24 protein-coding genes and 1 tRNA gene are annotated in these 25998 nt (G+C 66.9%); 11 read left to right on the top strand and 14 right to left on the bottom strand.

What is annotated here, in order from left to right; translation table 11 throughout:
- Positions 1-19 precede the first annotated feature (19 nt).
- Positions 20-520: a hypothetical protein gene (locus D0B54_RS17200; protein WP_117292491.1), complete on the bottom strand. Its 501-nt coding sequence runs from the start codon at positions 518-520 to the stop codon at positions 20-22.
- A gap of 194 nt (positions 521-714) precedes the next feature.
- Here D0B54_RS17200 and rplM point away from each other — a divergent pair, with 194 nt between their 5' ends.
- The 10 genes from rplM to D0B54_RS17150 all read left to right on the top strand — a co-directional run bounded on the left by rplM (position 715) and on the right by D0B54_RS17150 (position 10789).
- Positions 715-1143 (top strand): 50S ribosomal protein L13, encoded by a 429-nt coding sequence (gene rplM / locus D0B54_RS17195; protein ID WP_117292490.1) that lies wholly within the window; start codon positions 715-717, stop codon positions 1141-1143.
- A 12-nt stretch (positions 1144-1155) separates the two neighbouring features.
- Positions 1156-1554 (top strand): 30S ribosomal protein S9, encoded by a 399-nt coding sequence (rpsI, locus tag D0B54_RS17190; RefSeq protein ID WP_117292489.1) that lies wholly within the window; start codon positions 1156-1158, stop codon positions 1552-1554.
- A gap of 60 nt (positions 1555-1614) precedes the next feature.
- Positions 1615-1688, top strand: a tRNA-Gln gene (locus D0B54_RS17185).
- 65 nt (positions 1689-1753) lie between these two features.
- Complete coding sequence (locus tag D0B54_RS17180; RefSeq protein WP_117292488.1) at positions 1754-2311, top strand: DUF3228 family protein; 558 nt, start codon at positions 1754-1756, stop codon at positions 2309-2311.
- Between the two features lie 234 nt (positions 2312-2545).
- The gene (locus D0B54_RS17175; protein ID WP_117292487.1) at positions 2546-3229 is read left to right on the top strand and encodes a carbonic anhydrase; all 684 of its coding nucleotides are present in this window, start codon (positions 2546-2548) and stop codon (positions 3227-3229) included.
- Complete coding sequence (phbB, locus tag D0B54_RS17170) at positions 3230-3976, top strand: acetoacetyl-CoA reductase (protein WP_117292486.1); 747 nt, start codon at positions 3230-3232, stop codon at positions 3974-3976.
- Positions 3977-4186: 210 nt separating this feature from the next.
- Positions 4187-4912, top strand: coding sequence for a TetR/AcrR family transcriptional regulator (locus tag D0B54_RS17165; protein WP_117292485.1), 726 nt, complete (start codon positions 4187-4189; stop codon positions 4910-4912).
- Between the two features lie 16 nt (positions 4913-4928).
- A complete protein-coding gene (locus D0B54_RS17160; RefSeq protein WP_162932500.1) occupies positions 4929-6233 on the top strand; it encodes a TolC family outer membrane protein in 1305 nt (434 codons plus the stop codon).
- Between the two features lie 31 nt (positions 6234-6264).
- Positions 6265-7434: an efflux RND transporter periplasmic adaptor subunit gene (locus D0B54_RS17155; RefSeq protein ID WP_117292483.1), complete on the top strand. Its 1170-nt coding sequence runs from the start codon at positions 6265-6267 to the stop codon at positions 7432-7434.
- Positions 7435-7675: 241 nt separating this feature from the next.
- Complete coding sequence (locus D0B54_RS17150) at positions 7676-10789, top strand: efflux RND transporter permease subunit (protein ID WP_117292482.1); 3114 nt, start codon at positions 7676-7678, stop codon at positions 10787-10789.
- A 575-nt stretch (positions 10790-11364) separates the two neighbouring features.
- On the opposite strand, the gene D0B54_RS17145 is transcribed toward D0B54_RS17150, so the two are convergent.
- On the bottom strand, positions 11365-13539 hold the full coding sequence (locus tag D0B54_RS17145; protein WP_162932499.1) for a DUF1302 domain-containing protein: 2175 nt from the start codon (positions 13537-13539) through the stop codon (positions 11365-11367).
- A 248-nt stretch (positions 13540-13787) separates the two neighbouring features.
- Here D0B54_RS17145 and D0B54_RS17140 point away from each other — a divergent pair, with 248 nt between their 5' ends.
- Positions 13788-14813, top strand: coding sequence for an AraC family transcriptional regulator (locus tag D0B54_RS17140; RefSeq protein WP_117292480.1), 1026 nt, complete (start codon positions 13788-13790; stop codon positions 14811-14813).
- A gap of 99 nt (positions 14814-14912) precedes the next feature.
- Here D0B54_RS17140 and D0B54_RS17135 read toward each other — a convergent pair whose 3' ends face one another.
- From D0B54_RS17135 to mrdA, 12 genes are all read right to left on the bottom strand, one after another.
- Entirely contained in the window at positions 14913-15629 is a 717-nt protein-coding gene (locus tag D0B54_RS17135) for an MlaA family lipoprotein (protein WP_117292479.1), read from the bottom strand.
- A 34-nt stretch (positions 15630-15663) separates the two neighbouring features.
- Positions 15664-15918 (bottom strand): STAS domain-containing protein, encoded by a 255-nt coding sequence (locus D0B54_RS17130; protein WP_117292478.1) that lies wholly within the window; start codon positions 15916-15918, stop codon positions 15664-15666.
- Positions 15915-16559: an MlaC/ttg2D family ABC transporter substrate-binding protein gene (locus D0B54_RS17125; RefSeq protein ID WP_162932498.1), complete on the bottom strand. Its 645-nt coding sequence runs from the start codon at positions 16557-16559 to the stop codon at positions 15915-15917. Before D0B54_RS17125 ends, D0B54_RS17130 begins: the two co-directional genes overlap by 4 nt.
- A gap of 7 nt (positions 16560-16566) precedes the next feature.
- On the bottom strand, positions 16567-17064 hold the full coding sequence (gene mlaD / locus D0B54_RS17120) for an outer membrane lipid asymmetry maintenance protein MlaD (RefSeq protein WP_117292476.1): 498 nt from the start codon (positions 17062-17064) through the stop codon (positions 16567-16569).
- 30 nt (positions 17065-17094) lie between these two features.
- Entirely contained in the window at positions 17095-17862 is a 768-nt protein-coding gene (gene mlaE / locus D0B54_RS17115) for a lipid asymmetry maintenance ABC transporter permease subunit MlaE (protein WP_117292475.1), read from the bottom strand.
- A gap of 61 nt (positions 17863-17923) precedes the next feature.
- Positions 17924-18745 carry an ABC transporter ATP-binding protein gene (locus D0B54_RS17110; RefSeq protein WP_117292474.1) on the bottom strand — a complete coding sequence of 274 codons (822 nt, stop codon included), beginning with the start codon at positions 18743-18745 and terminating at the stop codon, positions 17924-17926.
- A 105-nt stretch (positions 18746-18850) separates the two neighbouring features.
- Positions 18851-19483, bottom strand: a complete 633-nt coding sequence (lipB, locus tag D0B54_RS17105; protein WP_117292473.1) for a lipoyl(octanoyl) transferase LipB — start codon at positions 19481-19483, stop codon at positions 18851-18853.
- Between the two features lie 100 nt (positions 19484-19583).
- The gene (locus D0B54_RS17100; RefSeq protein WP_117295335.1) at positions 19584-20717 is read right to left on the bottom strand and encodes a D-alanyl-D-alanine carboxypeptidase family protein; all 1134 of its coding nucleotides are present in this window, start codon (positions 20715-20717) and stop codon (positions 19584-19586) included.
- 200 nt (positions 20718-20917) lie between these two features.
- Complete coding sequence (locus D0B54_RS25010) at positions 20918-21898, bottom strand: septal ring lytic transglycosylase RlpA family protein (protein ID WP_162932497.1); 981 nt, start codon at positions 21896-21898, stop codon at positions 20918-20920.
- Positions 21895-22902 (bottom strand): lytic murein transglycosylase, encoded by a 1008-nt coding sequence (locus tag D0B54_RS17090; protein WP_117292472.1) that lies wholly within the window; start codon positions 22900-22902, stop codon positions 21895-21897. Before D0B54_RS17090 ends, D0B54_RS25010 begins: the two co-directional genes overlap by 4 nt.
- Positions 22903-22907: 5 nt before the next feature.
- Positions 22908-23993, bottom strand: coding sequence for a rod shape-determining protein RodA (rodA, locus tag D0B54_RS17085; RefSeq protein WP_367396803.1), 1086 nt, complete (start codon positions 23991-23993; stop codon positions 22908-22910).
- Positions 23994-24052: 59 nt separating this feature from the next.
- Positions 24053-25996 carry a penicillin-binding protein 2 gene (gene mrdA / locus D0B54_RS17080; protein ID WP_117292471.1) on the bottom strand — a complete coding sequence of 648 codons (1944 nt, stop codon included), beginning with the start codon at positions 25994-25996 and terminating at the stop codon, positions 24053-24055.
- Positions 25997-25998 lie beyond the last annotated feature (2 nt).

The following is a 25998-nucleotide window of genomic DNA, read 5'->3' as shown; positions in this document are numbered from 1 at the left end:
CGAAGCGGTCCGGCCTGGCCTAGCGCCTGATCTTCTTCAGCTTCTTCGGCGGCTTGCCGGTGCGCAGTTCGACGTAGCGCTCGGTCAGCGACTGCAGGTACTGCTCGGCGCGGTCGGCGCGCGCGGCCTCATCCTCGTCCAGGCCCCTGCTGCGCAGCTGCTCCAGCAGCTCGCTGGCGGCGCCCATGTGCTCCAGCAGCCGCTCCGGGCTCATGTCCAGGAGCTCCTGTTCCACCAGCTTGATGCGCAGTGTCAGGCGCAGGAACAGCACCCGGTTGCCGAAGACCGGCGGCAGCGCCGCTGCCGCCGTCACCGCTGCGGCTTCGGCTTCGGGCACCGCCGGGGCGGGCCCGGGGGGCGGCAGCGGCAGGTCCGGCTCCGCCGGGGTCGCGGCGGGCGTTTCGGGCGCCTGAGGGGCTTCGGCAACGGGCGCTGCGGCGGCGGGATCGGCCGTTTCGGCCGCCGGCAGGGCGGCGGAGACGGTCAGGGCGAACAGGGCAGGGAGCAGGCGCGCGAGCATGGGATGGGGGCGTAAGTGTCCTGAAAGCTTAGCAAAACCCGGCCGCCTGCCGGCCCGGACTTGCATCGTGGGGCCCGACTCACTAAACTCCGCGACCTTTCCGGCATCCCTTTTCGGGTTTTGCCGGGCTGTAGAGCTGCACCGAGGTTGCCTTAGGGCAACTGAACTATAACTACCGATGTGGAATGGAAACGATGAAGACAATCTTCGCGAATTCCGAAACCGTCAAGCGCGATTGGTACGTGATTGACGCAACGGACAAGACGCTGGGCCGCCTGGCCACCGAGTGTGCACGTCGCCTGCGCGGCAAGCACAAGCCCGAGTACACCCCGAACTGCGATACCGGCGATTACATCGTCGTGATCAATGCCGACAAGGTGCGCACCACGGGCAACAAGCTGGTCCAGAAGATTTACTACCGGCACACCGAGTACCCGGGCGGCATCCGCTCGACCACCCTCGGCAAGATGCTGCAGGAGCATCCGACCCGCGTCATCGAGAAGGCGGTCAAGGGCATGCTGCCGACCGGCCCGCTGGGTTTCGCCCAGTTCCGCAAGCTGAAGGTCTATGCCGGTGCCGAGCACCCGCATACCGCCCAGCAGCCGAAGCCGCTCACCATCTAAGGTCCCCGATCCATGGCCAAGAATATCGAATACAAGTACGGCACCGGCCGCCGCAAGACTGCCGCGGCCCGCGTGTTCCTCAAGCCCGGTTCGGGTGCGATCACCATCAACAGCAAGACGGTCGAGGAGTATTTCGGCCGTGAGACCTCCCGCATGCTGGTTCGCCAGCCGCTGGAACTGGTCGATGCGCTGACCCGCTTCGACATCAAGGTGACCGTTGTCGGCGGCGGCCCCAGCGGCCAGGCCGGCGCGGTGCGCCACGGCATCACCCGCGCCCTGATGCAGTACGACGAGAGCTTCCGCCCGGTCCTGCGCCAGGCTGGCCTGGTCACCCGCGACGCCCGTGAGGTCGAGCGCAAGAAGGTCGGTCTGCACAAGGCCCGCCGCGGCACGCAGTACTCCAAGCGCTAAGGCGTTTGGTTTTTGGGGCGGCGAGGTTATACTCGCCGCCCTGCGATTTCCGGTTCCGGATGGGAGATCGTCTAATGGTAGGACAACAGATTCTGACTCTGTTTATCTAGGTTCGAGTCCTAGTCTCCCAACCATCCGAACAAACAAAAAGGCCCGCGCAAGCGGGCTTTCTTGTATCTGCGATACGGGATTCACCGCCATGAAGATCGTCCTCACCCCCTTCGCGCGCACGCGCCTGTTCCCCACCTCCGGCCGCCGCAACGCCATCGTCGGGGCCACGCCGGATTCCTTCGAGCGCCACCTCAACGAGCAGGCGCCGCTGAAGGTGCTGGACGGCTACGCGCCCTTCTGCAAGCTGCATGTCCACGCCAACTGGACGCAGACGCGCTGCCTGACCGTGCCGGTCACGCCCGACAACATCCAGCAGCTGCGCAGCGGCTACGAGGCGCGCTCGCGCGAGGAGCTGCCGGTGCTGACGCGCTGGTTCGAGGGCGTGGAGCCGCCGGTGGCGGGCTACCTGGTGGTGATCCTCTACAGCCGCGAGCAGGTCGTGAAGGAAGGCGGGAAGATCGACGCCGACTGGGGCGTGGTCGGCTGCCTGGCCACGGCCGAGCCGGAGGAAATCCCGATGGCGCCGATCACGATGATGCGCAATGCCCTGGGCGTGGAGGAGGGCGGCTCCGGCGTGGCGCTGGACCGCGCCGCCTACCGCCGCAGCGTCGAGTTCTGGGAGCGCAACGCCAACTGGCGCGTCTGAGGGCGGGGCTGGCACCCACTCAAAAAAGAAGGCCCGCTTTGGCGGGCCAGGGGATTCCAAGGGAGTCGGCACCACTATGCTCCTGCCGGCGACGGCCGGTGTTCCGGCTGCCCCCCTGGAATCTGCCCTTCGTCGGTGACCCCGGCAGGTCCGGATGCCGGCGGGCGGGGGTTTCGGGGCGAATTTGCCTTAGAATCCCGGCCGTTATCCATTTATCGCCCCCCGGAGTCCGCCTTGGACGATTTACAGGACCTGCTCGACCGCAACGAACGCTGGGCCGACCGCGTGCAGGCCGAAGACCCCGAGTTCTTCCGGCGTCTCGTCGGCCAGCAGACCCCGAAATATCTCTGGATCGGCTGCTCCGATTCGCGCGTGCCGGCCAACGAGATCGTTGACCTGCAGCCCGGCGAGCTGTTCGTCCACCGCAACATCGCCAATGTCGTGCCGCTGTCCGACGTCAACGCGCAGTCGGTGATCCAGTTCGCCGTGGAGGTGCTGAAGATCGAGCACATCATGGTGGTGGGCCACTACCGCTGCTCCGGCGTCCATGCCGCGCTGCACGCCAAGGAACTGGGCGGCGTCTCCGACTTCTGGCTCAGCCAGGTGCGCGCGGTGGCCTCGCGCCATGCCGACGTACTGAACGAGTACCCGGAGGACCACCGCCGCGAGGCCTTCCTCTGCGAGCTCAACGTGCTGGAGCAGGCCTTCAACGTCTGCAGCTCGGTGCCGGTGCGCAACGCCTGGAACCGCGGCCAGAAGCTGCACGTCCACGGCTGGATCTACCGCCTGGCCGACGGCCGCCTGCGCCACCTCGACTTCAGCGTCGACGGCGAGACCGACCTGGAGCGCCTGCGCACCGAAGCCGTGGCCAAGATCAGTGCCGCGCGCCGCGACCACTACGGCCGCAAGAGCCTCTGAATGCGGATCGACCTTGCCGGGCGTGTCGCCCTGGTCACCGGCGGCACCGGCGCCATCGGTTCGCGCATCTGCGCTGAACTGGCCCAGGCCGGCGCCCGCGTCGTCGCCAACTGCGCCGAGTCCGACCTGGACGCCGCCCGACAGCAGCAGCGGCGCTGGCAGGCCGAGGGCCTGGAGATCGCGCTGGAGCCCTTCGACGTCGCCGGCTTCGAGGCCTGTGCCGCGGCGATCGGCCGCATCGGTCGCATCGACATCCTGGTCAACTGCGCCGGCATCACCCGTGACGCGCCGTTGCGCCGCATGCAGCCGCAGCAATGGCAGGACGTGCTGCGGGTGAACCTCGACAGCGTCTTCAACACCAGCCGCCACGTGGTCGAGGGCATGAGCGAACGCGGCTGGGGCCGTATCGTCAACATCTCCTCGGTCAACGGCCAGAAGGGCCAGTTCGGGCAGACCAACTACTCGGCGTCCAAGGCCGGGGTGCATGGCTTCACCATGGCCCTGGCCGCGGAAACCGCGCGCAAGGGCGTCACCGTCAACACCGTCTCGCCGGGTTACATCGACAGCCCGATGATCCGCGCCGTGCCCGAGGACATCCGCGGGCGCATCCTCGAGGGCATCCCCGCTGGCCGCTTCGGCCAGCCGCAGGACATCGCCACCGCCGTGACCTTCCTGTGCGCGGAGCAGTCCGGCTTCATCACCGGGGCCAACCTGCCGGTCAACGGCGGTCAGTTCATCAGCTTCTGACCGGAGAACCCGGGGCTCCCGCTCCCGGCTCCTGGGGCCTCAATCCATTGTGCGATGCACAAATTCCGTAAAGACAACGGCTTAGGGGATTCTTGACGTCGGTGTCATGGCGATAATTTGCTCACATCTTGTATTTGACACAATTCGTGAATAAGATTCACGAACAAATTTGCATTCCATTGTCATTACCCTTCCCCCCGTCCGTCCCCCATGGGCACCAAGGAACGTCGCCAGCGTGAGTTCGAAGACCGGGAACGGATGTTCCTGGACTGCGCGCGCGAGCTGATCCGCGACGAGGGCCTGCTGAACCTGCAGATGTCGCGCATCGCCGAGAAGAGCGAGTACGCCGTCGGCACGCTCTACAAGCACTTCGCCTCCAAGGAAGACCTGCTGCTGGCGCTGGCGGCACTGGACACCGAGCGGCACGTGGCGTTGTTCCAGCGCGCGGCCGGGTGGAAAGCCGCCTCGCGTGACCGCATGGTCGCGATCGCGGTGGCCGACATGATCTTCGTCCGGCACAACCCGGACCATTTCCGCCTGGCCCAGTACGTCTTCACCGAGGTCGTGTGGCTGGCGGCCTCGGCCGAGCGCCGCCACGCCTTCCTGGCCTGCAGCGACCCGATCGGCGAGCTGGTGGTCGGCATCGTCAACGACGGCGTCGCCGCCGGCGAATTGCAGCTGCGCGGCTTTGCGCCCGAGGAACTGTGCACGGGCCTGTGGGCGCTGTCCGCCGGCACGCACAACCTGGTCCATGCCGAGGGCGTGCTGGAAGACTTCAACGTGCGCGATCCCTACCGCCTGATGTGCCGCCACACCCAGGTGATGCTCAACGGCTACAACTGGCGTCCCCTGGTGGACACCAGCGACGGCGCGGCCCTGGACGCGCTGATCCAACGGATTTGCAAAGAGGTGTTCGATGATTTTTGCGCCGAATAAGAACCGGTCCCTGGCCGTGTTGCTGATTGGGTTGCTCGGCGGCGCCTCGGCGCCGGTCTCGGCGATGAGCCTGACCGAGGCCTACCAGCTCGCCACCCGGCACGATCCGGCGGTGGCCAGCGCGCTGGCGCAGTACCAGGCCGACGTCGAGGCCGGTACGCTGGAGCGCGCCACGCTGCGCCCGGTGGTGTCCGCCACCGGCAAGTACGAATACGCCACCACCGATTCCAAGGGCGTGTTCGGCAATGCCGACGACCCCTACAAAGCCTGGTCGGCGGGCCTGTCGGCACGCCAGCCGCTGTTCAGGCTCGACTGGTTCGCCCGCGGCGACCGTGCCGACGCGCTGGACGACCTGGCCGACATTTCCGTGACCCAGCGTCGCCAGGAGCTGCTGTTGCGCGTGGCGGACCGCTACTTCGCGGTGCTCAACGCGCAGGACGCGGTGGAGCAGTCCACTGCCGAGGCCAAGGCCGTGCGCGAATCGCTGGAAGACACGCGCAAGCGCTACGAGGTGGAACTGGTACCGGGTACCGACCTCAAGGAAGCCCAGGCCCGCGACGATCTCGCGCAGGCGCGCCTGCTGTCGGCCAACCGCTCGCTGGAGAATGCCCGCGACGCGCTCGACGAAGTCACCGGCAATGGCCGCGAGCCGCTGCCGCAGATCGTCGAGGGCACGTCGTTCCCGCCGCTGGAGCCGGCACGCGCGGAGGACTGGGTCAAGGCGGCGCAGGAACACAGCCCGGTCATCGCCCAGGCCAGGCAGAAGCTGGTCATCGCCGGAGCGGATCGCCGCAGCCGTACCTCCGACGCCGCGCCCTCGCTGGATCTGGTCGGCTCCATCGGCCGCAATGACGACAGCGACTTCACCTTCGGTCAGCGCGTCGACGATTCGCGCGTCGGCGTGGAATTGAGCGTGCCGTTGTACGCCGGCGGCGCCGTCAGCGCTGCCAAGCGCCAGTCCGCCGCGATGGAACGTTTCGCCGACGCCGAACTCAAACGCACCACGCTGGAGACCGAGCGGCAGACGCGCCAGCTGTTCAACCAGGTGCAGACCGCCTACGCCGAGACCGACGCCTACAACAAGGCGCTGGGCTCCGCGCAGGCCGCCGAGAAGGCGACGCGCGCCGGCTACGAAGCCGGCACGCGCACCATCACCGACGTGCTCGATGCGCAGTCGCGCACCGTGCAGGCGCGCCAGAACTACGACTCCACGCGCTACTCGCTGCTGCTGAACCTGCTGCAGCTCAAGCAGACCGTCGGCCGCCTGAGCGAGCGGGACTTTGCCGAGATCGACAAGCTGTTGCAGTCCTCCCCCCAGTAGATGAAACGCAGATTGCCCTGAAGGACCTGTTATGACCAAGCGAATGATCATCATGCTGCTGCTCGTCACCGTCGTTTTCGGCGGTGTGTTCGGCATGAAGTACATGGGCAACGTAATGATGAACAAATACGTCGACGCCATGCCCATGCCGTCGGCGACGATCACTGCCGGTGCAGTGAAGAAGATGAGCTGGGACAACCGGCTCGAGGCCATCGGCAGCTTCGTGCCGGTCAACGGCACCGACGTCACCACCGAATCCGGCGGCATCGTCACCGCGATCCACTTCGAGTCGGGCCAGAAGGTGCAGAAGGGTGCCCGCCTGCTGACGCTGGACGGCGCCAACGAGCGTGGCGAGTACCGGCGCCTGCAGGCGCAGGCCGAACTGACCGAGCTGAACCGCGCCCGCCGCGAGAAGCTCTACAAGCTGGAAGCGATCTCCAAGTCCGACTACGACGCCGCGGTCAGCGAGGCCAATGCCGCCAGGGCAGCGGTCGAGGCACAGGGCGCCAAGGTGGCGCAGAAGGAAATCCGCGCGCCGTTCTCCGGCGAGCTGGGCATCCGCCGCGTCAACGTCGGCCAGTTCATCAATCCGGGCTCGCCGATCGTCAACCTGCAGTCGCTGGACCCGATCGACATCGATGTGAGCCTGCCGGAGCAGTACATCGGCGTCGTGCGCCCCGGCTTCAAGGTGGCGGTGAAGGTCGAGGCCTACCCGGACCTGGAATTCGGCGGCGAGATCCTGGCGGTGGAGCCGCGCATCGACGAGGCCACCCGCAACTTCCGCCTGCGCGCGCGCCTGCCCAACCCCGACAGCCAGCTGCGCGCCGGCCAGTTCGGCCGCGTGCGCCTGGAGCTGCCCGGCATGCGCGAGCTGCTGGTGCTGCCGCGCACCGCGATCAACTACGACTCCTACGGCACCTCGGTATTCGTGGTGCAGAAGAAGAAGGTCGATCCGAACGCGCCGAAGGCCGAGCCGATGCCCGGCGCGCCGGCCGGCCCGACGACCGACCTGGAAGTCTCGCAGCGCTTCATCAAGGTGGGCGAAGCCCGCGGCGACTACGTGGTGGTGGTGGAAGGCATCAAGGAAGGCGAGCAGGTGGCGACCTCCGGGCTGCTGAAGCTGCGCAACCAGCAGCCGGTCGTCATCACGCAGGAAGGCGAGCTGAAGAACACCCTCACCCCGAAGCCGTCGGAGGGCTGAAACCGCCGGAGCTAGCGGATGTCCAGTGGACATCCGCTCGGCGGTTTCAGGCCCGCACATGGAGCGTTTGGCCACGGCGAGGAGTGACTCGATGTCACTGCGAGTTAAGTCAAACGCGGGCGGGGAGGGACTTGCCATGGATGGCGATCCCAGTAACCGGCCCAGGCCGTAGAGCTGCAAAGCCGTACCAGACGTATCGGTTGCTGCCTCGGGCAGCAACCCAGAACCAAGCAGGTGTGACATGAACTTCACCGACATCTTCATCAAGCGACCGGTCCTGGCGACCGTCATCAGCCTGGTCATCCTGCTGCTGGGCCTGCGCGCCTTCTTCAACCTGACCGTGCGCGAGTATCCCTTCCTGCAGAACGCGCAGCTGCTGGTCACGGTGGCCTACCCGGGCGCCGACCCCGCACTGGTCGAAGGCTTCGTCACCACGCCGCTGGAGCGCGAGATCGCCACCGCCGACGGCATCGACTTCCTGACCTCCACCAGCGCGGCGGGCATCAGCACGATCACCGCCAACCTGCGCATGACCAAGGACCCGGCCGAGGCCATGACCGAAATCTCGGCCAAGGTTGCCAAGCTGCGCAGCCAGATGCCGGAGGGTTCGGAAGACGCCATCATCTCGGTCGCCGAGGGTGGCGGTACGGCGGCGATGTACCTGACGTACTCCTCGCAGGTGCTCGACAAGAGCCAGATCACCGACTACCTGAGCCGCATCGTCGAGCCGCAGCTGGCCGCGATCCCCGGCATCGAGCGCGCGGAGCTGCAGGGCGCCCGTACCTACGCCATGCGCATCTGGCTCAAGCCCGATCGCCTGGCCGCGCACAATCTCACGGCCGGCGAAGTCTATACGCGCATCCGCCAGCAGAACGTGCTGTCCGCAGTGGGCGAGACCAAGGGCAATTTCGTCAAGATCGGCTTGTCCGCGCAAACCGACCTGCGCACCACCGAGCAGTTCCGCCAGCTGGTCATCAAGGCCGACGGCAACACGGTCGTGCGCCTGGCCGATATCGCCAACGTCATCCTCGGCTCCGAGACCTACGAGGGCGGCGCCGGCTGGGACGGCGACCCGGCCCTGTTCGTCGCCATCAAGATCCGCCCCGATGCCAACGTGCTCGACGTGACCAAGGCGGTCAACGACATGTGGCCGGGCATGCTCAAGGCCCTGCCGGAAGGCCTCAAGGCCGAGATCGGCTACGACTCCACGATCTACATCAAGGAGGCGATCAGCGAGGTGGTCAAGACCCTGGTCGAGGCGGTGCTGATCGTCATCATGGTGATCTTCCTGTTCCTGGGTTCGATGCGGAACTCGCTGATCCCCGCGATCACCGTGCCGCTGTCGCTGATCGGCGGCCTGTTCATCATGATGCTGATGGGTTTCACCATCAACCTGCTGACGCTGCTGGCGATGGTGCTGGCGATCGGCATGGTGGTGGACGACGCGATCATCGTGATGGAGAACATCCATCGCCATATTGAGGAGGGCATGAAGCCCTACGATGCGTCGATCAAGGGCGCCCGCGAACTGGTGGGGCCGGTCGTGTCGATGACCGTCACGCTGCTGGCGGTGTACGCGCCGATCGCCTTCCTCGGTGGCATCACCGGTACCCTGTTCAAGGAATTCGCCTTCACCCTGGCGGGCAGCGTGCTGGTGTCGGGCATCATCGCCCTGACGCTGACACCCATGATGTGCGCGCGCATCCTCAAGCCCACGCACGGTGAGGGTGCCGAGGACAACCGCCTGGCCGCCTGGCTCGACGAGCGCTTCGAGCAGTGGCGCAACGCCTTCAAGACGCGCCTGCACGGCGCCATGGACACCCGCCTGGTGATCCTGGTGTTCGGTGCGCTGATGTTCGTGTTCTCGATCCTGCTGATGATGGGCACCCAGGGCGAGCTGGCGCCGGAAGAGGACCTTGGCTTTGCCTTCTCGATCAGCGAGACCGACGGCTATGCCACGCAGGAGTACATGGACGAGTACTTCTCGGCGGTGCAGAAGGTCGCGCTCAAGCATCCCGAGCTGGACCATATCTTCACCTTCGTGATGGACACCAACCAAGCCTTCATGGGCATGGTGATGAAGCCCTGGGCGGACCGGAAGACGGCCACCAAGGACATCCTGGCCGAGATGCAGCCGGACATGGACAAGGTCGCCGGCATCCGCTGGGCCGGCCTGCAGCCGCCGCCGCTGCCGACGCCCGGTCAGGGCTACCCGGTGGAGTTCGTGCTCAAGTCCACTTCCGACCCGGTGACGATGGCGCGCGTCGGCGACGAGATCATCCAGCGCGCGCTGGCGCAGAAGAAATTCTTCTACGTCGCCCCGCGCCTGCGCATCGACCGCCCCGAGGCGGTGATCGAGATCGACCGCGACAAGGCCGCGCTGCTGGGCGTGGACATGGCGCAGATGTCGGCCGACCTGTCGGCGCTGCTGGCGGGCGGCGAGGTCAACCGCTTCTCCTACGAGGATCGCTCCTACAAGGTGATCCAGCAGGTGGAGCGCGGCGATCGCCTGAACCCGGCCCAGCTGGAGGGCTACTACACCCGTGCCTCCAACGGCGAGCTGATCCCGATCTCGACGCTGGTGAAGATCAGCTCGCGCATCGTGCCGCGCTCGATCGAGCATGCGCAGCAGCTCAACTCCAACACCATCATCGCGGTGCCGCGTCCTGACGTGACGCAGGGCGAGGCGCTGAAGATCCTCGAGGACATCGCCGCCGAGGTGATGCCGGCCGGCTTCCAGATCGACTACGCCGGTCCGTCGCGCCAGTACAAGACCGAGGGTTCGGCGCTGCTGGTGACCTTCGGCTTCGCGCTGATCATCATCTACCTGGTGCTGGCCGCGCAGTTCGAGTCCTTCCGCGATCCGCTGGTGATCCTGGTGACGGTGCCGATGGCGGTCTGCGGCGCGCTGCTGGTGCTGAACATCTTTGCCATCACCAACGGCATGCAGCTGACGGCCTTGCCCGGCATGACACTGAACATCTACACCTGGGTGGGCCTGATCACGCTGATCGGCGTGATCTCCAAGCACGGCATCCTGATCGTGGAGTTCGCCAACAAGCTGCAGGAGCGCGGCCTGAGCAAGCGCGAGGCGATCGAGGAGGCCACCTCGGTGCGTCTGCGCCCGGTGCTGATGACCACCGCGGCGCTGGTGATCGGCATGGTGCCGCTGCTGCTGTCCTCGGGCCCCGGCACTGCCGCCCGTTTCTCGATGGGCCTGGTGATCGCGGCGGGCATGACGCTCGGCACGCTGTTCACGCTCTACGTGGTGCCAGCGATGTACCTGTACATCGGGCATGACCTGTCGAAGAAGCACGCCCCGGTGGCGAAGGCGACGCCGCAGCTCAACCACTGATCCTGTTTTACCCTCTCAGCCCATTCGGCCCGCTTATGCGGGCCTCTTTTTTTGTCTCCCTCTCCCGCCGGCGGGAGAGGCGCGAATGCAGGGCTTTTTCGTTGATCTCCAACCGAACCGTTCATCCCGAGTGCCGCGTAGCGGTGTATCGAGGGACGTGCTGCGTCCTTTCGGACGCCCACCCCGTTGCCGGAATGGTAGGAGCGAGCTTGCTCGCGACCTGGTGGTTCGACCTGCTCGGTAACGCCGGCGACTACGCCGGTCAGGAGCTGCGGATCCTTGGAGGTTTGTTTCGCCCAAGGGCGAGTCACTTTTCTTTGATATACGTCAAAGAAAAGTAACCAAAAGAAAACGTACCCTTGTATCGGCGCCCCGCTGAAGCGGGGTTCCCCGCCCAGTGGTCGGTCGCCGAGGGGTCGGACACACAGGCCATCCATGGCCTGCGTGTCCTCGGCCGGACCTCCTGTCCGGCTCGACCCCTGCGCCCGACCCCTGTGCGGGCGCCGCTACGAGGGAACCCGGACCATCAAAAGCATTCGCTGTGCTCATCAAGCCATTGCAAAGCGACGCACCTTCTAAAACGCGTACGACACACTCATCGCCATGTAATCGCGATCGCGCCGCGTATTCGCCTCGCCCGCGCCGGTGAACCAGCCATACAGCACGCGGCCGGTCAGTTCCTGGGTGAAGTTGATGTCGGTGCCCGCGGCGAATTCCTTGCGGCCCTCGACGAAGTTCTGGATCGGGAAGGGCGCGGTGCCGTGCACGTCCCAGGTCAGCACGAAGGACGGCTTGAAGTTCCAGCCGAAGATCACGTCGTTGTATTCCATGCGGATCAGCGAGCGCAGGCCCCAGGCGAAGTCGTCGGCGAAGCCCTTGCGCTGCTGCGTCGGGACCAGCGTCGCGGAGGGCGGCGGCTGGCCGTTGGGCTGGCCGCTGCCGTCCTGGCCGGGCGAGGCGGTGGTGGCGTTCGGGTAGAAGGTTTCGAACTGCAGCTCGCGCTTGGAGGGCATGTCGAACACCTGCGTGCCGCCGACCTCGCCGATGAAGATGATCTGGTCGGCACCCAGCGTGTCGGAGACGGCGCGGATCGCGGTGAAGTCGAACTGGCCGACGTGCAGGCGCTCCCAGCCGCGCAGGTACTGGTTGGCCCCCACGCGGTCGATGCCGCGATAGCGTACGACGAAGCTCGGCACCGCGTCCTCGGCGGCCGGCAGCACATCGTTGAGCAGGCCGGGCAGGGCCAGCAGCAGCCCGGGTATCGCCGCCGGATTGACCGCGGTGCCGCCCTGGACCGCCTGCTGGATCAGTTGCGTCAGGGTCTCGATGTCGTTGACGCCGGCGGGCGTCTGCAGGATCGCCAGCTGGTTCGCCGGGAACGCCGGCTGCACGCCGCCCAGCACCAGGTCGGCCAGCTGCACCTGCAGCGGCAGGTTCGGGCGGAAGGAATACTCGCCGGCCAGCGACCAGCTGCCGATGTTGGTGTTGAAGCTGATGCCGACCATCTGGATGTCTTCCGGGTACTGCAGGAACACGTCCAGCGTGTCGATCGGCAGCGGTTCCAGGCCCTGGCCGTAGAGCGGGTTGGGCAGGTCGCCATTGAAGCCCTTGCAATCGACCAGGGCCGCGGCCACGGTCAGCGAGTCGCGGGCACAGGAATCGTCGGTGGCGTGCAGCGAGCCGTAGGGCAGGCGGCTGTGATAGTTCAGGAAGTAGAGGCCCAGTTCCGTGCCGTCGTTGAGCCAGTCGGCGAAATAGTTCAGGCGCAGGCCGTATTGCCCCGAGTCGCTGGGGTCTTCCTCGCGCACGTTGACCGAGGTGGTGGTGCTGCTCAGCGCGCGCACGGTGCTGTTGTGGAACACGCGCTGCCGGTCCGGGTCCTCGCCGAACTGCCCGAGGCTGATGACGGCCTCGCTGCCGCCGCCGACGATGTCGCTGTCGGAGAAGAAGCTGCCGCTGGCATCGGGAATCACCGGGCGCCACAGCAGCTGGTAGAACAGCTCCATCGACACGCCTTCGAACAGGTCGGTGGAGATCACCACGGCCGGCACCGGCTGGAAGATCTCGTTGAACTCGCCGCCCGGCATGCGCAGGAAGTTGGCGTCCGGCGGGTTGATCTCGGAGATGCTGTTGAGTGCCACCAGCGTGCTTTCGCCCCAGCGCACCACCTGGCTGCCGACGGTGATGGCACCGGAGCGCTCGCCCCAGGTGAAGCCGTACTGCAGGTAGGCGTCGTAGAGGTTGATGCCGGCGGCATAGAGGTCCTGGACCTCGCCGTTGCGGCGCGTATGGCGCGGCTGGTACTCGGTGTCGTTGTGGGTTTCCATGAACCCGGCGTTGACCGGATCGAAGTATCCCACCGCATGCAGGCGGGCCAGCCATTCGCCGTTGCGGATCGTCAGGTCGGTGTTGAGCTTGGTGGTGGCCGCGACGATGTCGTAGCGGTCGTAGTTGAGGTTGCCGTTGTCGCCGTTGTGGCCGAAGAACGCGCCCCTGGCGTCCACCAGCCGCTGGTTGGGGGCGGGATCGCCCTCCAGCGAGACGCAGTCGTCGGCCCGGCAGAGATCCTGCTGTCCGGGGACGTTGAGCTTGCCCAGCAGTTCGTCGGAGCGGTTCTGCATGCGCATCGCGGCGCCTACCGACACGACGTTCTTCCAGGCCCCCTCGAAGTCTCCCAACTCGAAATCCACGGCCTGGGCCGGGGCGCACAGCACGGCCAGGACGGCCGCGTACCAACGGGCTTTCCTCATCATGTCTCCCCTCCGGAGCACGCCTGCTTATTTATGTGCCGCTGTAATGCAGGCTAACATGCCATCCGACGATGGAATTGACAACGTGCCCCTCACCCCCTGGTCCGGTTGTGCGGCCGATGCCAGACAAGCACTAGAATGAAGAAATTGCCCATGAGGCCTATTAACGCTACCGCAGTCGCTGCATGGCTCCCGGCTGTCCTGCCGGGTGGCGCGCGACGCAGGGAGTCAGGGATGGAGACGAGCTGATGAAGGATTCGGGGCAACTGCTCCAGATCATCCATACCGGGATGGTCAAGGCCGGGCTGGACGTGGACACGATCTACCGGCAACTCGGCTACCACGCCGAGAAGCTGCCCCTGCGCGAGATCCGCACCGAGCACGCCCTGCAGACCCTGTTCTGGCAGGTGGTGGAGCAGGTCAGCGGCGATCCCGAGGTGGGCCTGCACCTCTGCCCGCACCTGCCGGTGTTCCACGGCGAGGTGCTGGAGTACCTGATCTTCAGCAGCCAGACCCTCGGCGAGGGGGTCGGCCGGTCGCTGAAGTACCTGCGCCTGCTCAGCGACGCCATGAACCTGCGCATCGTCCAGGATACCCAGGGCTCGCGGGCGGTGGTGCAGGGCGGGGCCCTGGACGCCCCGCAGCTGCGCCATACCGAAATCTGCGTGCTCTACGAGCTGATCGCCTTCTCCAAGTCGGTGACCGACCGCAACTTCGCCCCGCAGAAGGTGCGCCTGCGCTTCTCGCGCCGCATCGACCAGGCCGACTACGAGAAGGTATTCGGTTGCCCGGTGGAGTTCGATGCGCCCGAGAGCGAGATCTGGTTCGACGCCCGGCTGCTGGGCTACCGCTCGCCGCGCTGGGATCCCGACCTGCTCAAGCTGCACGAGGAACTGGCCGAGAAGCGCCTGTCCAACCTCAAGCGCCAGGACCTGATCGAAGGCATCCGCAAGGTGTTCTCGCAGCGCCTGGAGCTGGACAAGTGCGACCTGGAGGACGTGGCGCGGGAGCTGGGCGTGCCGACTCGGCGCCTGCGCTTCGAGTTGTCGCGTGCCGGGACCAGCTTCAGCCAGGTGCTGGCCGACTTCCGCTACGCCCTGGCGCGCAAGCTGCTGCGCTCCACCGACGAGCCGATCGAGAACATCGTCTACCTCACCGGCTTCTCCGAACCCAGCACCTTCTACCGCGCCTTCAAGCGCTGGTCCGGCATCACCCCGGTGCAGTACCGCGAAAGCCGCCGCCAGCGGATGAGCCGCGTCGAGGCGGCCGACTGAGCGGCAACAGCGAATGGTTGATGGTCGCGGGTAGAGGGTAAAAGCAGGAACGCCGACATCGGAGTTCTTCCCCACCATCTACAAACCACCATCTGGCTGCTAGCCGCTCTTGCCCTCGTCCTCGTCCTCGAAGTCGTCTTCCGGCGGCGGGTTGCCGTCGTAGATCAGGTTCTGGCGGCGCTGCAGGTAGATGCCGCGCAGGAAGACGTAGGGGTCGAACTGTTCGCGCAGCACGCCCTCGGTGCCGAGCAGGCTGCTGCGCAGATCCACCAGCGTCATTCCCTGGTAGGCCAGCGAGCGCCGCCCCTCAATGTCGGCCAGTTCCATCGGGTTGGTGAAATAGTCACCGCCCTGGCCGACCAGGTCGCGATTGGTGGTCGGCCCCAGGAAGGGCAACATCAGGAACCAACCCTCTCCCACGCCCCAGTAGCCCAGGGTCTGGCCAAAGTCCTCGCTGCGGCGCTCCAGGCCGACCAGGGTCGCCGGATCCAGGAAGCCGGCCAGGCCGAAGGTCGTGTTCATCAGCAGGCGCGTGCTGTCACGCCCGGCAATGACGAACTTGGCCTGCAGCAGGTCGTTGGCAATGACCCGCACGTAGGCCAGGTTGCTCAGGAAGTTATGGATGCCGCTGCGGAATTCGTCCGGCGTCGCGGCAACATAGGTTTCGGCCAGCGGCTTGGCGACGTACTGGTCCACCTTCTGGTTGAAGGCGTAGACGCGCCGGTTCATCGGTTCCAGCGGGTCCTGCGGGTCATAGCTCGGGCTATGGGCGCAGCCCGTCAACAGCAATACCGCGGCAATCAGTTGGATACGCATCGCAACGCCGCCCCCCGCGGCCGTGCAGCCACACTCACGCCAGTTTCAGCAGAGTGTCCACTTCGAAGAAAGCCGCCAGGCGCCGCAGGCGCTCGCCGGCACCGGTGTAGGACAGGTCGCGCTGCTGGCGCCGGGCGCGACGCTGCAGTTCCACCAGGAAGGCAACGCCGGCGCTGTCCACCTGGCGCACGCCGGACAGGTCCAGGGTACCACTGGCGGCCAGCATGTCGGCCCGCGGCATCAGCCCTGGCACGCTGTGCAGGTCGAGCTTTTCCGGCAGGCCGCTCACGGCTTGGCCGCACCCTTGCTGCTGGGCGTGGCGGTGGAGTACTGGCCGCCTTCCATGCGCGTGATCAGGCTGTCGAGATTGCTCTTCTTCAGCTCGGCGACGAACTGGCCGCGGAAATTCTGCACCAGCGACAGGTTCTCGATGTTGATGTCGGTGATCTTCCACTCATCGCTCACCAGGTGCATCGAGAAGCCGATGCCCACCGGCGGCTTGCCCGGGCGCAGCAGGCTGGAGTTGACCGTGGCGTCGGTGGCGGCGTCGGCCATGCGCACCGGCTTCCACTCGACCTTGATCGAGTCGTAGTTGTCGAGCATGGCGTCGGCATAGGAGCGGATCAGCATGTTCTTGAACGCTTCCTGGAAGCGGGCCTGCTGCTCGGGGCTGGCGGTCTTCCAGTTGCGCGCCAGCACGCTGCGCGCGATGTACGGCACGTCGAAGTGCGGCACGATCTTGTCGTCCACCATCTTGAAGTAGCTGGTCTTGTCGGCCTTGTACTTGACGTGGTTCTTGGCCAGGAGGTCCTGGATCTCGGCCACCGCCGTCTTCAGGGTCTCGTCCGGAGCCTTGGGCGCGGCCACGGCCTGCACCGACACGGCCAAGCCCAGGGCCGCCACCACTACCGTCATCCATTGCTTGATCATTGCTGCCTTACTCCTGCTGCTTCTGTGCGTTGTTCGCGCTGTCATTGCTGCGCGAGGCCATGTTGGTGAGGAACTGGCCGATCAGGTTTTCCAGTACCAGCGCGGACTGGGTGGACTTGATGCGGCTGCCTTCCTTGAGCGGCTCCTCGGCGCCGCCCACCTCCAGTCCGATGTACTGTTCGCCGAGCAGGCCCGCCGTGAGGATCTTGGCGGAGCTGTCTTCCGGCAGCGTGCTGTAGTTCTTGTTGATGTACAGCGTCGCCACCGCCTCGAAGGTGTCCGGATCGATCGCGATGCCCTGCACGCGGCCGATCTTGACGCCCGCAAGCGTCACTGCCGAACCCGCCTTGAGGCCGCCGATGTTCTCGAACATCGCCGTGACCTTGTAGCCCTCGCCATTGCCGACGGCGTCCAGGCTGGCGACGCGGAAGGTCAGCACGAACACCGCGGCCACGCCCAGGCAGACGAAGAAACCAACCAGTATTTCCAGCGCTCTCGATTGCATGTTTGTACTCTGAATGTATGCCGGGGCTGTTTAACGGAACATGAACGCCGTCAGGACGAAGTCCAGGGCCAGGATCGCCAGGGAGGACACCACCACGGTCCCGGTGGTGGCGCGCGACACGCCCTCCGAGGTGGGGTCGGCATGGTAGCCCTGGTAGACCGCGATCCAGCTGACGGTGAAGCCGAATACCGTCGCCTTGATCAGCATCTGCTCGATGTCGGAGGGTTCGACGCTGGCGCGGATCTGCGACCAGTAGCTGCCGGCATCCACGCCCAGCAGGTCCACGCCGATGGCGTGGCCGCCGGCGATGCCGATCGCCATCACGCAGAAGATCGCGGTCAGCAGCGGCACCGCGATGACGCCGGCGATGAAGCGCGGCGCGATCACGCGCTTGATCGGGTCGGTGGCCATCATTTCCATGGCCGACAGCTGGTCGGTGGCCTTCATGAGGCCGATCTCCGCGGCCAGCGCCGAGCCGGCGCGGCCGGCGAACAGCAGGCCGGTCACCACCGGGCCCAGCTCGCGGATGATCGACAGCGTCACCAGCACGCCCAGCGAATCCTCGGCACCGAAGCGCACCAGGGTGCGGTAGCCCTGCAGTGCCAGCACCATGCCGATGAAGCTGCCGGAAATGACGATGATGATCAGCGACAGCGCGCCGACCATGTAGAGCTGCTGCACGACCAGGCGTGGGCGCGCCAGCGCCGCCGGCACACCGCCGAGGACGCTGAGCAGGAAGAACTGCGCGCGGCCGAGGCCGGCGAGGAAGCCTGCGATGATCTCAATAGCTGCAGTCATGGCCGGTTACCCGTTCGTCCCGAGTAGCGCCCGGAGCGCAGCGGAGTCGCGTATCGAGGGATCACCGGGCATCCCTCATCAGGTCGGCGGCGTAGTCGGGCGCCTTCATGTGGAAGCTGACCGGGCCGTCGTCGGCGCCGGACAGGAACTGCTGGACCCAGGGTGAGGGGTGCACGCGCAGTTCGGCCGGCGTTCCGTGCGCGGCGATCTTGCCGTCCGCGATCACGTAGGCACGGTCGGCGATCGACAGCACTTCCTGGATGTCGTGCGACACCACGATGGAGGTCAGCCCCAGCGCATCGTTGAGCGTACGGATCAGGCGCATCAGCACGCCCATGGTGATCGGATCCTGGCCGGCGAAGGGCTCGTCGTACATGACCATTTCCGGGTCCAGCGCGATCGCACGCGCCAGTGCCACGCGCCGCGCCATGCCGCCGGACAGCTGCGACACCCAGAGATCGCGCGCGCCGCGCAGGCCCACGGCCTGCAGCTTCATCAGTACCAGGTCACGGATCAGCGACTCCGGCAGCTTCGTGTGCTCGCGCAGCGGGTAGGCGACATTGTCGAAGACGTTGAGGTCGGTCAGCAGGGCGCCGTTCTGGAACAGCATGCCCATGCGCTTGCGCTGCTCGTAGAGCTCGCTGCGGCCCAGGCGGTGCACGTCGGTACCGTCGAACTCCACGGTGCCGGCCTTGGGGCGCCACTGGCCGCCGATCAGTCGCAGCAGCGTGGTCTTGCCGGTGCCGGAGGGCCCCATGATGGCAGTGACCTTGCCGCGCGGGATATCGACGTCGATGCCGTCATAGATCACGCGGCTGCCGTGGCCGAAATGCAGGCCACGCACGCGTACCAGCACATCGGCTTGAGGGGTGGGGGTCGTCATGGTTGTTGTTGGATACCGCGAACGCCGTTCGGTTCACGGTGACGGCGGCTTCTGGGGGTATTTTAGCCCAGTCCGGGCCCTTGCCACCGCCAAAACGGCACTAAGTCACACCCCACCATCGGGGGAGTCGAGGTGCCGGCGCAGCTGGCGCTCCAGTTCGGTGCCGACCGCCGCCAGGTCGGCCGGTCCCCCGAGTTCGCGGACCTGGGTCATGCACAGGCCCTGGTAGCCGCAGGGATTGATGCGCGAGAACGGTGCAAGGTCCATGTCCACGTTCAGCGACAGGCCGTGGTAGCTGCAACCCTGGCGCACGCGCAGGCCCAGCGAGGCGATCTTGGCACCGTCGACGTAGACGCCGGGCGCCTGCGGATCGGCATTGGCGGCGATGCCGTAGACCGCCAGCGTCGCCACCAGCGACTGCTCGATGCGCGTCACCAGCGAGCGGATCGAATACCCCAGGCGGCGCAGGTCCACCAGCAGGTAGACCACGATCTGCCCGGGGCCGTGGTAGGTCACCTGGCCGCCGCGGTCGGACTGCAGCACCGGGATATCGCCCGGCAGCAGCAGGTGCTCCGGCTTGCCGGCCTGGCCCTGGGTGAACACCGGGTCATGCTCCAGGAACCACAGTTCGTCCGGCGTATCGGGTCTGCGCGCGTCCGTGAAGGCACGCTGCTCGGCGAAGACCTCCGCGTAATCGCGGCGGCCGAGGTGGCGGACGATGAGGCTGGGGATGGTCATGTGGCCTGGAAACGGAGTAGGAGCGGCTGTTAGCCGCGAAGGCCGGTCATCGATAGTGGCCGGCCTTCGCGGCTAACAGCCGCTCCTACAAGGTTCGTCATCAGGCAAACCACAAGCGGATCGTGTCGATCAAACGGCGCCAGAAGCCGCCCTTGGGCACGTCCTTCAGCGCCACCAGAGGCTCGGTGCGCAGGACCTTGCCGTCCAGCGTCAGGGTCAGCGTGCCGAGCTTCTGGCCGGCGGCGAACGGCGCGATGGCCTCGCCCTCCTGCTGCCAGGTGGCCTGGACGCGGGCTGCGTCGCCGCGCGGCAGGGTGATGGCGATCGGCTTGAGCGCGCCCACTTCAACTTCGGCGGCGCCGCCCTTCCAGACGTGGACCTTGCCGGCCGGCTTGGTGGGGCCGAGCAGCTGCGCGTTCTCGAAGAAGCGGAAGCCCCAGTTGAGCAGTTCCAGGCTGGCCTGCTCGCGGTAGGCCCAGCTCTTGGTGCCCATCACCGCGGAGATCAGGCGGCGACCGTCGCGCTTGGCCGAGGCCAGCAGGCAGTAGCCGGCTTCCAGGGTGTGGCCGGTCTTGATGCCGTCGACCGTGGGATCCTTCTTCAGCAGCAGGTTGCGGTTGGGCTGGGTGATGCCGTTGTAGGTGTAGTCCGGCAGCGAGAACCACTTGTACTGGTCGGGGAAGTTGTGGACCAGGGCACGGCCCAGCAGGGTCAGGTCGTGGGCGGTGCTGTAGTGCTGCGCGTCGGGCATGCCCGGGGCGTTGGCGAAATGGGTGTTCTTCATGCCCAGCTTGCCCGCCTGCTGGTTCATCAGCTCGGCGAAGGCCTCCTCGCTGCCGGCGACGTGCTCGGCCAGCACCACCGAGGCGTCGTTGCCGGACTGCGTGATCACGCCATGCAGCAGTGCTTCCAGCGACACGCGCGTGCCGACCTGCACGAACATGCGCGATTCCGAGGAATCGATGCCCTGGCGCCAGGCCTTCTCCGACACGAAGGCGGTGTCCTCCAGCTTCATGTGGCCCTGGCGGATCTCCTCCAGCACGACATAGGCGGTCATCACCTTGGTGATGCTCGCCGGCCCCACGCGCAGGTCGGGATTGCTGGCCGCCAGCAGCTCGCCGCTGTCGGCATCCAGCAGCGCAAAGCTGCTCGCCTCCAGCGCCGGCGGCGCCGGAATCGCCGCATGCAGGGACAGGGACAGGAGCAACAGGGGAGCGGCGAGCAGGCGTTTCATGATTTCCAGGTGCGTGTAACGGGCGTTCATATTTTACCGCAGTGCAGCAAAGCGGTGGTCTCTTTGCTGCGGACTTTCCGAGCGTAGCGAAGAAACCGTGTCGAGCGGCCCGAGCTTGCATCGAGGAGCGGAGACGTACTGAAGTACGGCGAGCACCGGAGATGCAAGATCGGGTCGCGCAGCAGGTTTATTCGCTACGCTCACTGGGACATCCATTCGGCGGCGTATCCATGGCCGCGCAGCCGGCGGCGCAGGTCCAGCGACGAAGCTTCGTCATGGAAGGGGCCGGCGACGACCCGGTGCAGGGTTTCCCCGCCGAGGTCGGTGGTGATCACGCTGGTGCCGACGAAGCCCTTGCCCTGCAGTTCCTCGCGCAGCGACACGGCATTGATCGGATCGATGAAGCTGGCGATCTGCAGCCAGCCCTGCGGCGTGGGAGGCGCGGCGCGGACTTCTGCGCGCGGGGCCGGCGGCGGTATCGCTGGCGCGGTCACCGCGGCCGCGGGCGCAGCCGTACCGGCATCGGCGACCGCGGTCACCGGCGTGTCGCCGGCGGTGACGGCCTCGATCTCCACCATCATCGCGCCGTGGTCGATGATGTCGAGCTTGGCCGCGGCAGCATAGGACAGGTCGATGATGCGGCCCTTGTGGAAGGGCCCGCGATCGTTGACGCGCACCACGGTGCTCTTGCCGTTGGCCAGGTTGGTGACGCGCACGTAGCTCGGCAGCGGCAGCGTCTTGTGCGCCGCCGTCATCTTGAACATGTTGTAGATCTCGCCGCTGGCGGTCTTGCGGCCATGGAACTTCTTGCCGTACCAGGAAGCGTGGCCGCGCTCGCGGAAGGCACCGGCCTTGCCCAGCGTGCGGTAGGTTTCGCCGAACACCTGGTACTCCGGCGAGTTGCCGGAGCGGCTGCGCGGTTCGTCGACCGGCACCGCGTCGGGGGTCAGCTCGATGCCCTCGGGAATCTCCTCGAGCGCCGGGCCGCGGTCGCGCTCGCTCAGCGGCGCCGCGCCGGGAACGTAGTCCGGCGCCAGGCCGGGGGTCCGGGAGACCCGGGGCATCTGCTGCTGGGGCGGGGGCGGCATACGGCGCGGTTTGTGCGGCGGCGCCGGCGGCGCGGTCGCACAGGCTGTCAGCAGCAGGCACAGCAGGGCGACCCCCGCGGCGCGCAGCCTCACGGCGCCTCCGCCGCGAGGCGCTGCTGGATGCGCTGCGCCAGCTGCGTCACCGCCATGGCGTAGAAGGTGCGTGGGTTGTAGGTCATCACGGTGTAGAAATTGTGCAGCGCCAGCCAGTACTCGTAGCGGCCATCGTCCAGCGGCAGCTGGATGATGCCCACCGGCGTGTCCGGCGGCAGCTCGACGTCGACGGCGAGCCAGCCGGCGCGCAGCAGGGCCCCGGCGTTGTAGGCGGTGGCCTTGCCGTTGACCTCGGTGCCCGGCGGCAGCGGCGCCAGCAGGCGGGCGGGAATCACCAGGGGCTCGCCGCGGCGCCAGGCCTGTGACGGCCGGTAGCGGTTGAAGTACAGGCCGATCGAGCCGATCGCGTCCGGCAGCGTCCACAGGTCGCGGCCGCCGCTGCCGTCGTAGTCCAGGCTCAGGCGCAGGTAGTTGCTGGGCATGAACTGGGCGGCGCCCATGGCGCCGGCGTAGGAGCCGCGGATGCTGGTCGGGTCCTTGCGGAAGTCACGGCAGAACACGAAGAACTGTTCCAGCTCGCTGGAGAAGAACACCGAGCGGGTGGGGTGCTCGAAACCCTGCGTGGCCAGGGCGTCCAGCACGCGGATGTTGCCGGTGATGCGGCCGTAGCGGGTCTCGATACCCATGATGGCCGCGATCACGGCCGGCGGCACGCCGAACTCCTCCTCGGCACGGTCGAGGAAGGGCTGGTAGTCGCGCAGCAGGGCCAGGCCGCCGGTGATGCGGCTTTCGTCGATGCGGGCCGAGTAGCGCGTCCAGGTCTCGGTGCGCTCGGGCGCCTTCTGCTCCATCTCCACCAGCTGCGGCAGGCGCTGGGCCTGTGCCAGGGCGCCGCGCACCATGTCGAGGTCGCGGGCGCTGAAGCCGTGGGTTTCGCGCAGCCGCTCCAGCAGGGGCGCCGCCTTGGGATGGCCGCTGTAGTCGGCGTGGGCAGCCGAGGAGCAGAGCAGCAACAGCGGAACCAGCGCGAGGGGGAGGCGCATCAGGGTCAGTTCGCCAAGAGCTTGCGGTGTGTGTGTATGGACATCAGCATACCGAAGCCCGCCAGCAGGCTCACCATCGAGGTGCCGCCGAAGCTGAACAGCGGCAGCGGCACGCCCACCACCGGCAGCAGGCCGATGACCATGCCGATGTTGATGAACACGTAGATGAAGAAGGTCATGCCCAGCGAGGCGGCCAGCAGGCGCTGGAAGCTGTCCTGGGCGCGCACCGCGATCCACAGGCAGCGGCCGACGATGCACAGGTAGATCGTCAGCAGCACCAGCACGGTGATCAGACCCAGTTCCTCGGCGAACACCGCGAAGATGAAGTCGGTATGCGCCTCGGGCAGGAATTCCAGCTTGGCCTGCGTGCCTTCCAGCCAGCCCTTGCCGAACAGTCCGCCGGAGCCGATCGCGATCTTCGACTGGGTGATGTGATAGCCGGCGCCCAGCGGATCGCTCTCCGGATCGAGCAGGGTCAGGATGCGCTTCTGCTGGTAGTCGTGCAGGCGCTCCCACAGCAGCGGCGCCGCCGCACCCACCGCCGCCAGGGCGCCGAGGATCCAGCGCCATTGCAGGCCGGCGAAGAACAGCGCGAAACCGCCGGCGGCCACCACCAGCATCGAGGTACCCAGGTCCGGCTGCACCATGATCAGCATGGTCGGCGCGCCCAGGATGACCAGCGCGGCCAGCAGGGTCAGCGGCCGCGGCGGCAGGCGGCGATGGTGCAGGAAGGCGGCCAGCGTCATCGGCATGGCCAGCTTCATCAGCTCCGAGGGCTGGAAGCGGATGAAGCCCAGGTCCAGCCAGCGCTGCGCGCCCATCGCGTGGTCGCCGATAGCGGCCACCAGCAGCAGCAGCAGCACCGTCAGGCCGTACAGCCAGGGCGCCACCATGCGGTAGAACTCGGGCGGCGCCTGCGCCACCACGGTCATCACGAACAGGCCCAGCACGAAACGTTCGGCCTGGTTGACCACCGCCGGGATCGAATGCCCGGAGGCCGAATAGATCACGAACATGCCCAGGCCGGCCACGGCGCTGAGCAGCAGCAGCAGCCACAGGTCCACATGCCAGCTTTCCAGCAGGTCGGCCAGGCCGGGTTCCGGCTTGTTCGGCCCGTTGCGGCGTACGCGATAGATGACCTCGGCGATCACTAGTCTTCTACCTCCACTTCGTGGACATGCCCGTCGGCGTCGGGTTCCGGCGTGGCCACCGCGGCGGCTGGCGCGGCCGCGCCGGCGTTGTAGCGCACCTCGCCCAGCAGGTACATGTCCATCACCTGGCGCGCGATCGGCGCGGCAATGGAGCCGCCGTGGCCGGCGTGCTCGGCGATCACGGCCACCGCGATCTTCGGATCGTCGGCCGGCGCGAAGGCGACGAACAGCGCGTGGTCGCGCAGGTGCAGCGGCGTCGACTCCAGGGAGCGCGCCTTCTTCTCGTCCTGGCGCATCGCCGCGACCTGGGCCGTGCCGGTCTTGGCCGCGATCTGGTAGGGCGAATCGCGGCCGATGCGCGCCGCCGTGCCGCCGACGCCATGCGCCACGCCGATCATGGCGTCGATCACGCGCTGCCAGTTGCGGTTGTCCTTCAGCTCGATCGGGTCCAGCGGCACCGGCGGCACGGGCGTCACCTGGCGCGTGATCGCATCCTGGGTGGCGTAGACCACATGCGGCTTGAAGCCCTTGCCGCGCATCGCGATGCGCGCCGTCATCTGCGCCAGTTGCAGCGGTGTCACCGAGGTGTAGCCCTGGCCGATGCCGACGTTGAGCGTCTCGCCCGGATACCACTGCTCCTTGCGGCGCTTGAGCTTCCACTCGCGCGAGGGGAACAGGCCGGACTTCTCCAGGGGCAGGTCCACCCCGGTCTTGTGGCCCAGGCCCAGGCGCGTCATCGAGTCATGCATGCGGTCGATGCCCAGCTTGATGGCCAGTTCGTAGAAGTAGACGTCGCAGGAGCGCATGACGCCGCCGACCATGTCCTGGAAACCGTGGCCGCTGCGCTTCCAGCAGCGGTACTTGCGGCTGGAGCCGGGCAGGCTGATTTCGCCGCGGCAGTAGACGCCGTCGTCCGGTGTCACCACGCCGTATTCCAGCCCCGCGATCGCCATCGCCGGCTTGACCGTCGAGCCCGGCGGATAGGTGCCCTGCAGCGCGCGGTTGAACAGCGGCCGCTTGGGATCGTTGGACAGGACGCTGTAGGTCTTGTAGTCGATGCCCTCGATGAACAGGTGCGGGTCGAAGCCCGGCTTGCTGACCAGGGCGATGATCTCGCCGGAGCGCGGGTCCAGCGCCACCACCGCGCCGTCGAGTTCGCCCAGCGCCTGCTCCGCCACCAGCTGCACCTTGGCGTCGATGCTCAGGTAGAGATTGCGTCCGGGGTAGCCGCGGCGATAGTCCAGTTCGCGCAGCGGCCGGCCATAGGCGTTGGCCTCGATGATCTTGGCGCCGGATTCGCCGCGCAGCGTGTCCTCGGAGCTCTTCTCGACCCCGGTCTTGCCGATCAGCGACAGGCCCTCGTAGGTGTTCTCGGCCGCTTCCTTGAGTTCGCTCTCGGTGATGCCGCCGACATAGCCGACGATATGCGCCCCGGAGACGCCCAGCGGGTAGTTGCGCGTCAGGCCGGCCGACACATCGACGCCGCGGAAGGCGTGGCGGTCCACCTCGTAGCGCGCCAGCTCCTCCATGGTCAGGTTGTTGCGCAGCGGCACCGGGCGGTAGCGCGGCGTCTTGCGCACGCGCTCCTTGAAGCGGCCGATGTCCTGGTCGGTGAGCTGCACCACGCCGGTCAGGCGCTTGAGCAGGCCGGGCATGTCCTCGACCTGCTCGGGGATCACTTCCAGCACGAAGGCCGGCTTGTTCTGCGCCAGCAGCGCGCCGTGGCGGTCGTAGATCAGGCCGCGCACCGGCGCCACCGGCATCACGCGCATGCGATTCTCGTTGGCGCGGGTCTGGAAGTATTCGTTCTGCAGGATCTGCAGGTCGAACAGGCGCACGATCAGCAGGGCGGTGCCCAGCAGGCAGAAGACGGTGCCCACCACTGCGCGGGCCAGGAAGGCCTGGCGCTCGCGTTGCAGGTTCTTGATGGAACTCAGGGCCATGG

Origin of the sequence: Solimonas sp. K1W22B-7, from assembly GCF_003428335.1 — a bacterium.
In the GTDB taxonomy this organism is placed as follows: Bacteria; Pseudomonadota; Gammaproteobacteria; order Nevskiales; family Nevskiaceae; genus Solimonas_A.
The sequence above is the reverse complement of the archived record's forward strand: the minus strand, read 5'-3'. Positions and strand labels throughout refer to the sequence as shown.

Bases quoted from the DNA above. Each gene is read 5' to 3' on its own strand.
- D0B54_RS17200 (WP_117292491.1), bottom strand. From the start codon at position 520: ATGCTCGCGCGCCTGCTCCCTGCCCTGTTCGCCCTGACCGTCTCCGCC.
- rplM (WP_117292490.1), top strand. From the start codon at position 715: ATGAAGACAATCTTCGCGAATTCCGAAACCGTCAAGCGCGATTGGTAC.
- rpsI (WP_117292489.1), top strand. From the start codon at position 1,156: ATGGCCAAGAATATCGAATACAAGTACGGCACCGGCCGCCGCAAGACT.
- D0B54_RS17180 (WP_117292488.1), top strand. From the start codon at position 1,754: ATGAAGATCGTCCTCACCCCCTTCGCGCGCACGCGCCTGTTCCCCACC.
- phbB (WP_117292486.1), top strand. From the start codon at position 3,230: ATGCGGATCGACCTTGCCGGGCGTGTCGCCCTGGTCACCGGCGGCACC.
- D0B54_RS17165 (WP_117292485.1), top strand. From the start codon at position 4,187: ATGGGCACCAAGGAACGTCGCCAGCGTGAGTTCGAAGACCGGGAACGG.
- D0B54_RS17155 (WP_117292483.1), top strand. From the start codon at position 6,265: ATGACCAAGCGAATGATCATCATGCTGCTGCTCGTCACCGTCGTTTTC.
- D0B54_RS17150 (WP_117292482.1), top strand. From the start codon at position 7,676: ATGAACTTCACCGACATCTTCATCAAGCGACCGGTCCTGGCGACCGTC.
- D0B54_RS17145 (WP_162932499.1), bottom strand. From the start codon at position 13,539: ATGAGGAAAGCCCGTTGGTACGCGGCCGTCCTGGCCGTGCTGTGCGCC.
- D0B54_RS17140 (WP_117292480.1), top strand. From the start codon at position 13,788: ATGAAGGATTCGGGGCAACTGCTCCAGATCATCCATACCGGGATGGTC.
- D0B54_RS17135 (WP_117292479.1), bottom strand. From the start codon at position 15,629: ATGCGTATCCAACTGATTGCCGCGGTATTGCTGTTGACGGGCTGCGCC.
- D0B54_RS17125 (WP_162932498.1), bottom strand. From the start codon at position 16,559: ATGATCAAGCAATGGATGACGGTAGTGGTGGCGGCCCTGGGCTTGGCC.
- mlaD (WP_117292476.1), bottom strand. From the start codon at position 17,064: ATGCAATCGAGAGCGCTGGAAATACTGGTTGGTTTCTTCGTCTGCCTG.
- mlaE (WP_117292475.1), bottom strand. From the start codon at position 17,862: ATGACTGCAGCTATTGAGATCATCGCAGGCTTCCTCGCCGGCCTCGGC.
- D0B54_RS17110 (WP_117292474.1), bottom strand. From the start codon at position 18,745: ATGACGACCCCCACCCCTCAAGCCGATGTGCTGGTACGCGTGCGTGGC.
- lipB (WP_117292473.1), bottom strand. From the start codon at position 19,483: ATGACCATCCCCAGCCTCATCGTCCGCCACCTCGGCCGCCGCGATTAC.
- D0B54_RS17100 (WP_117295335.1), bottom strand. From the start codon at position 20,717: ATGAAACGCCTGCTCGCCGCTCCCCTGTTGCTCCTGTCCCTGTCCCTG.
- D0B54_RS17090 (WP_117292472.1), bottom strand. From the start codon at position 22,902: ATGCGCCTCCCCCTCGCGCTGGTTCCGCTGTTGCTGCTCTGCTCCTCG.
- mrdA (WP_117292471.1), bottom strand. From the start codon at position 25,996: ATGGCCCTGAGTTCCATCAAGAACCTGCAACGCGAGCGCCAGGCCTTC.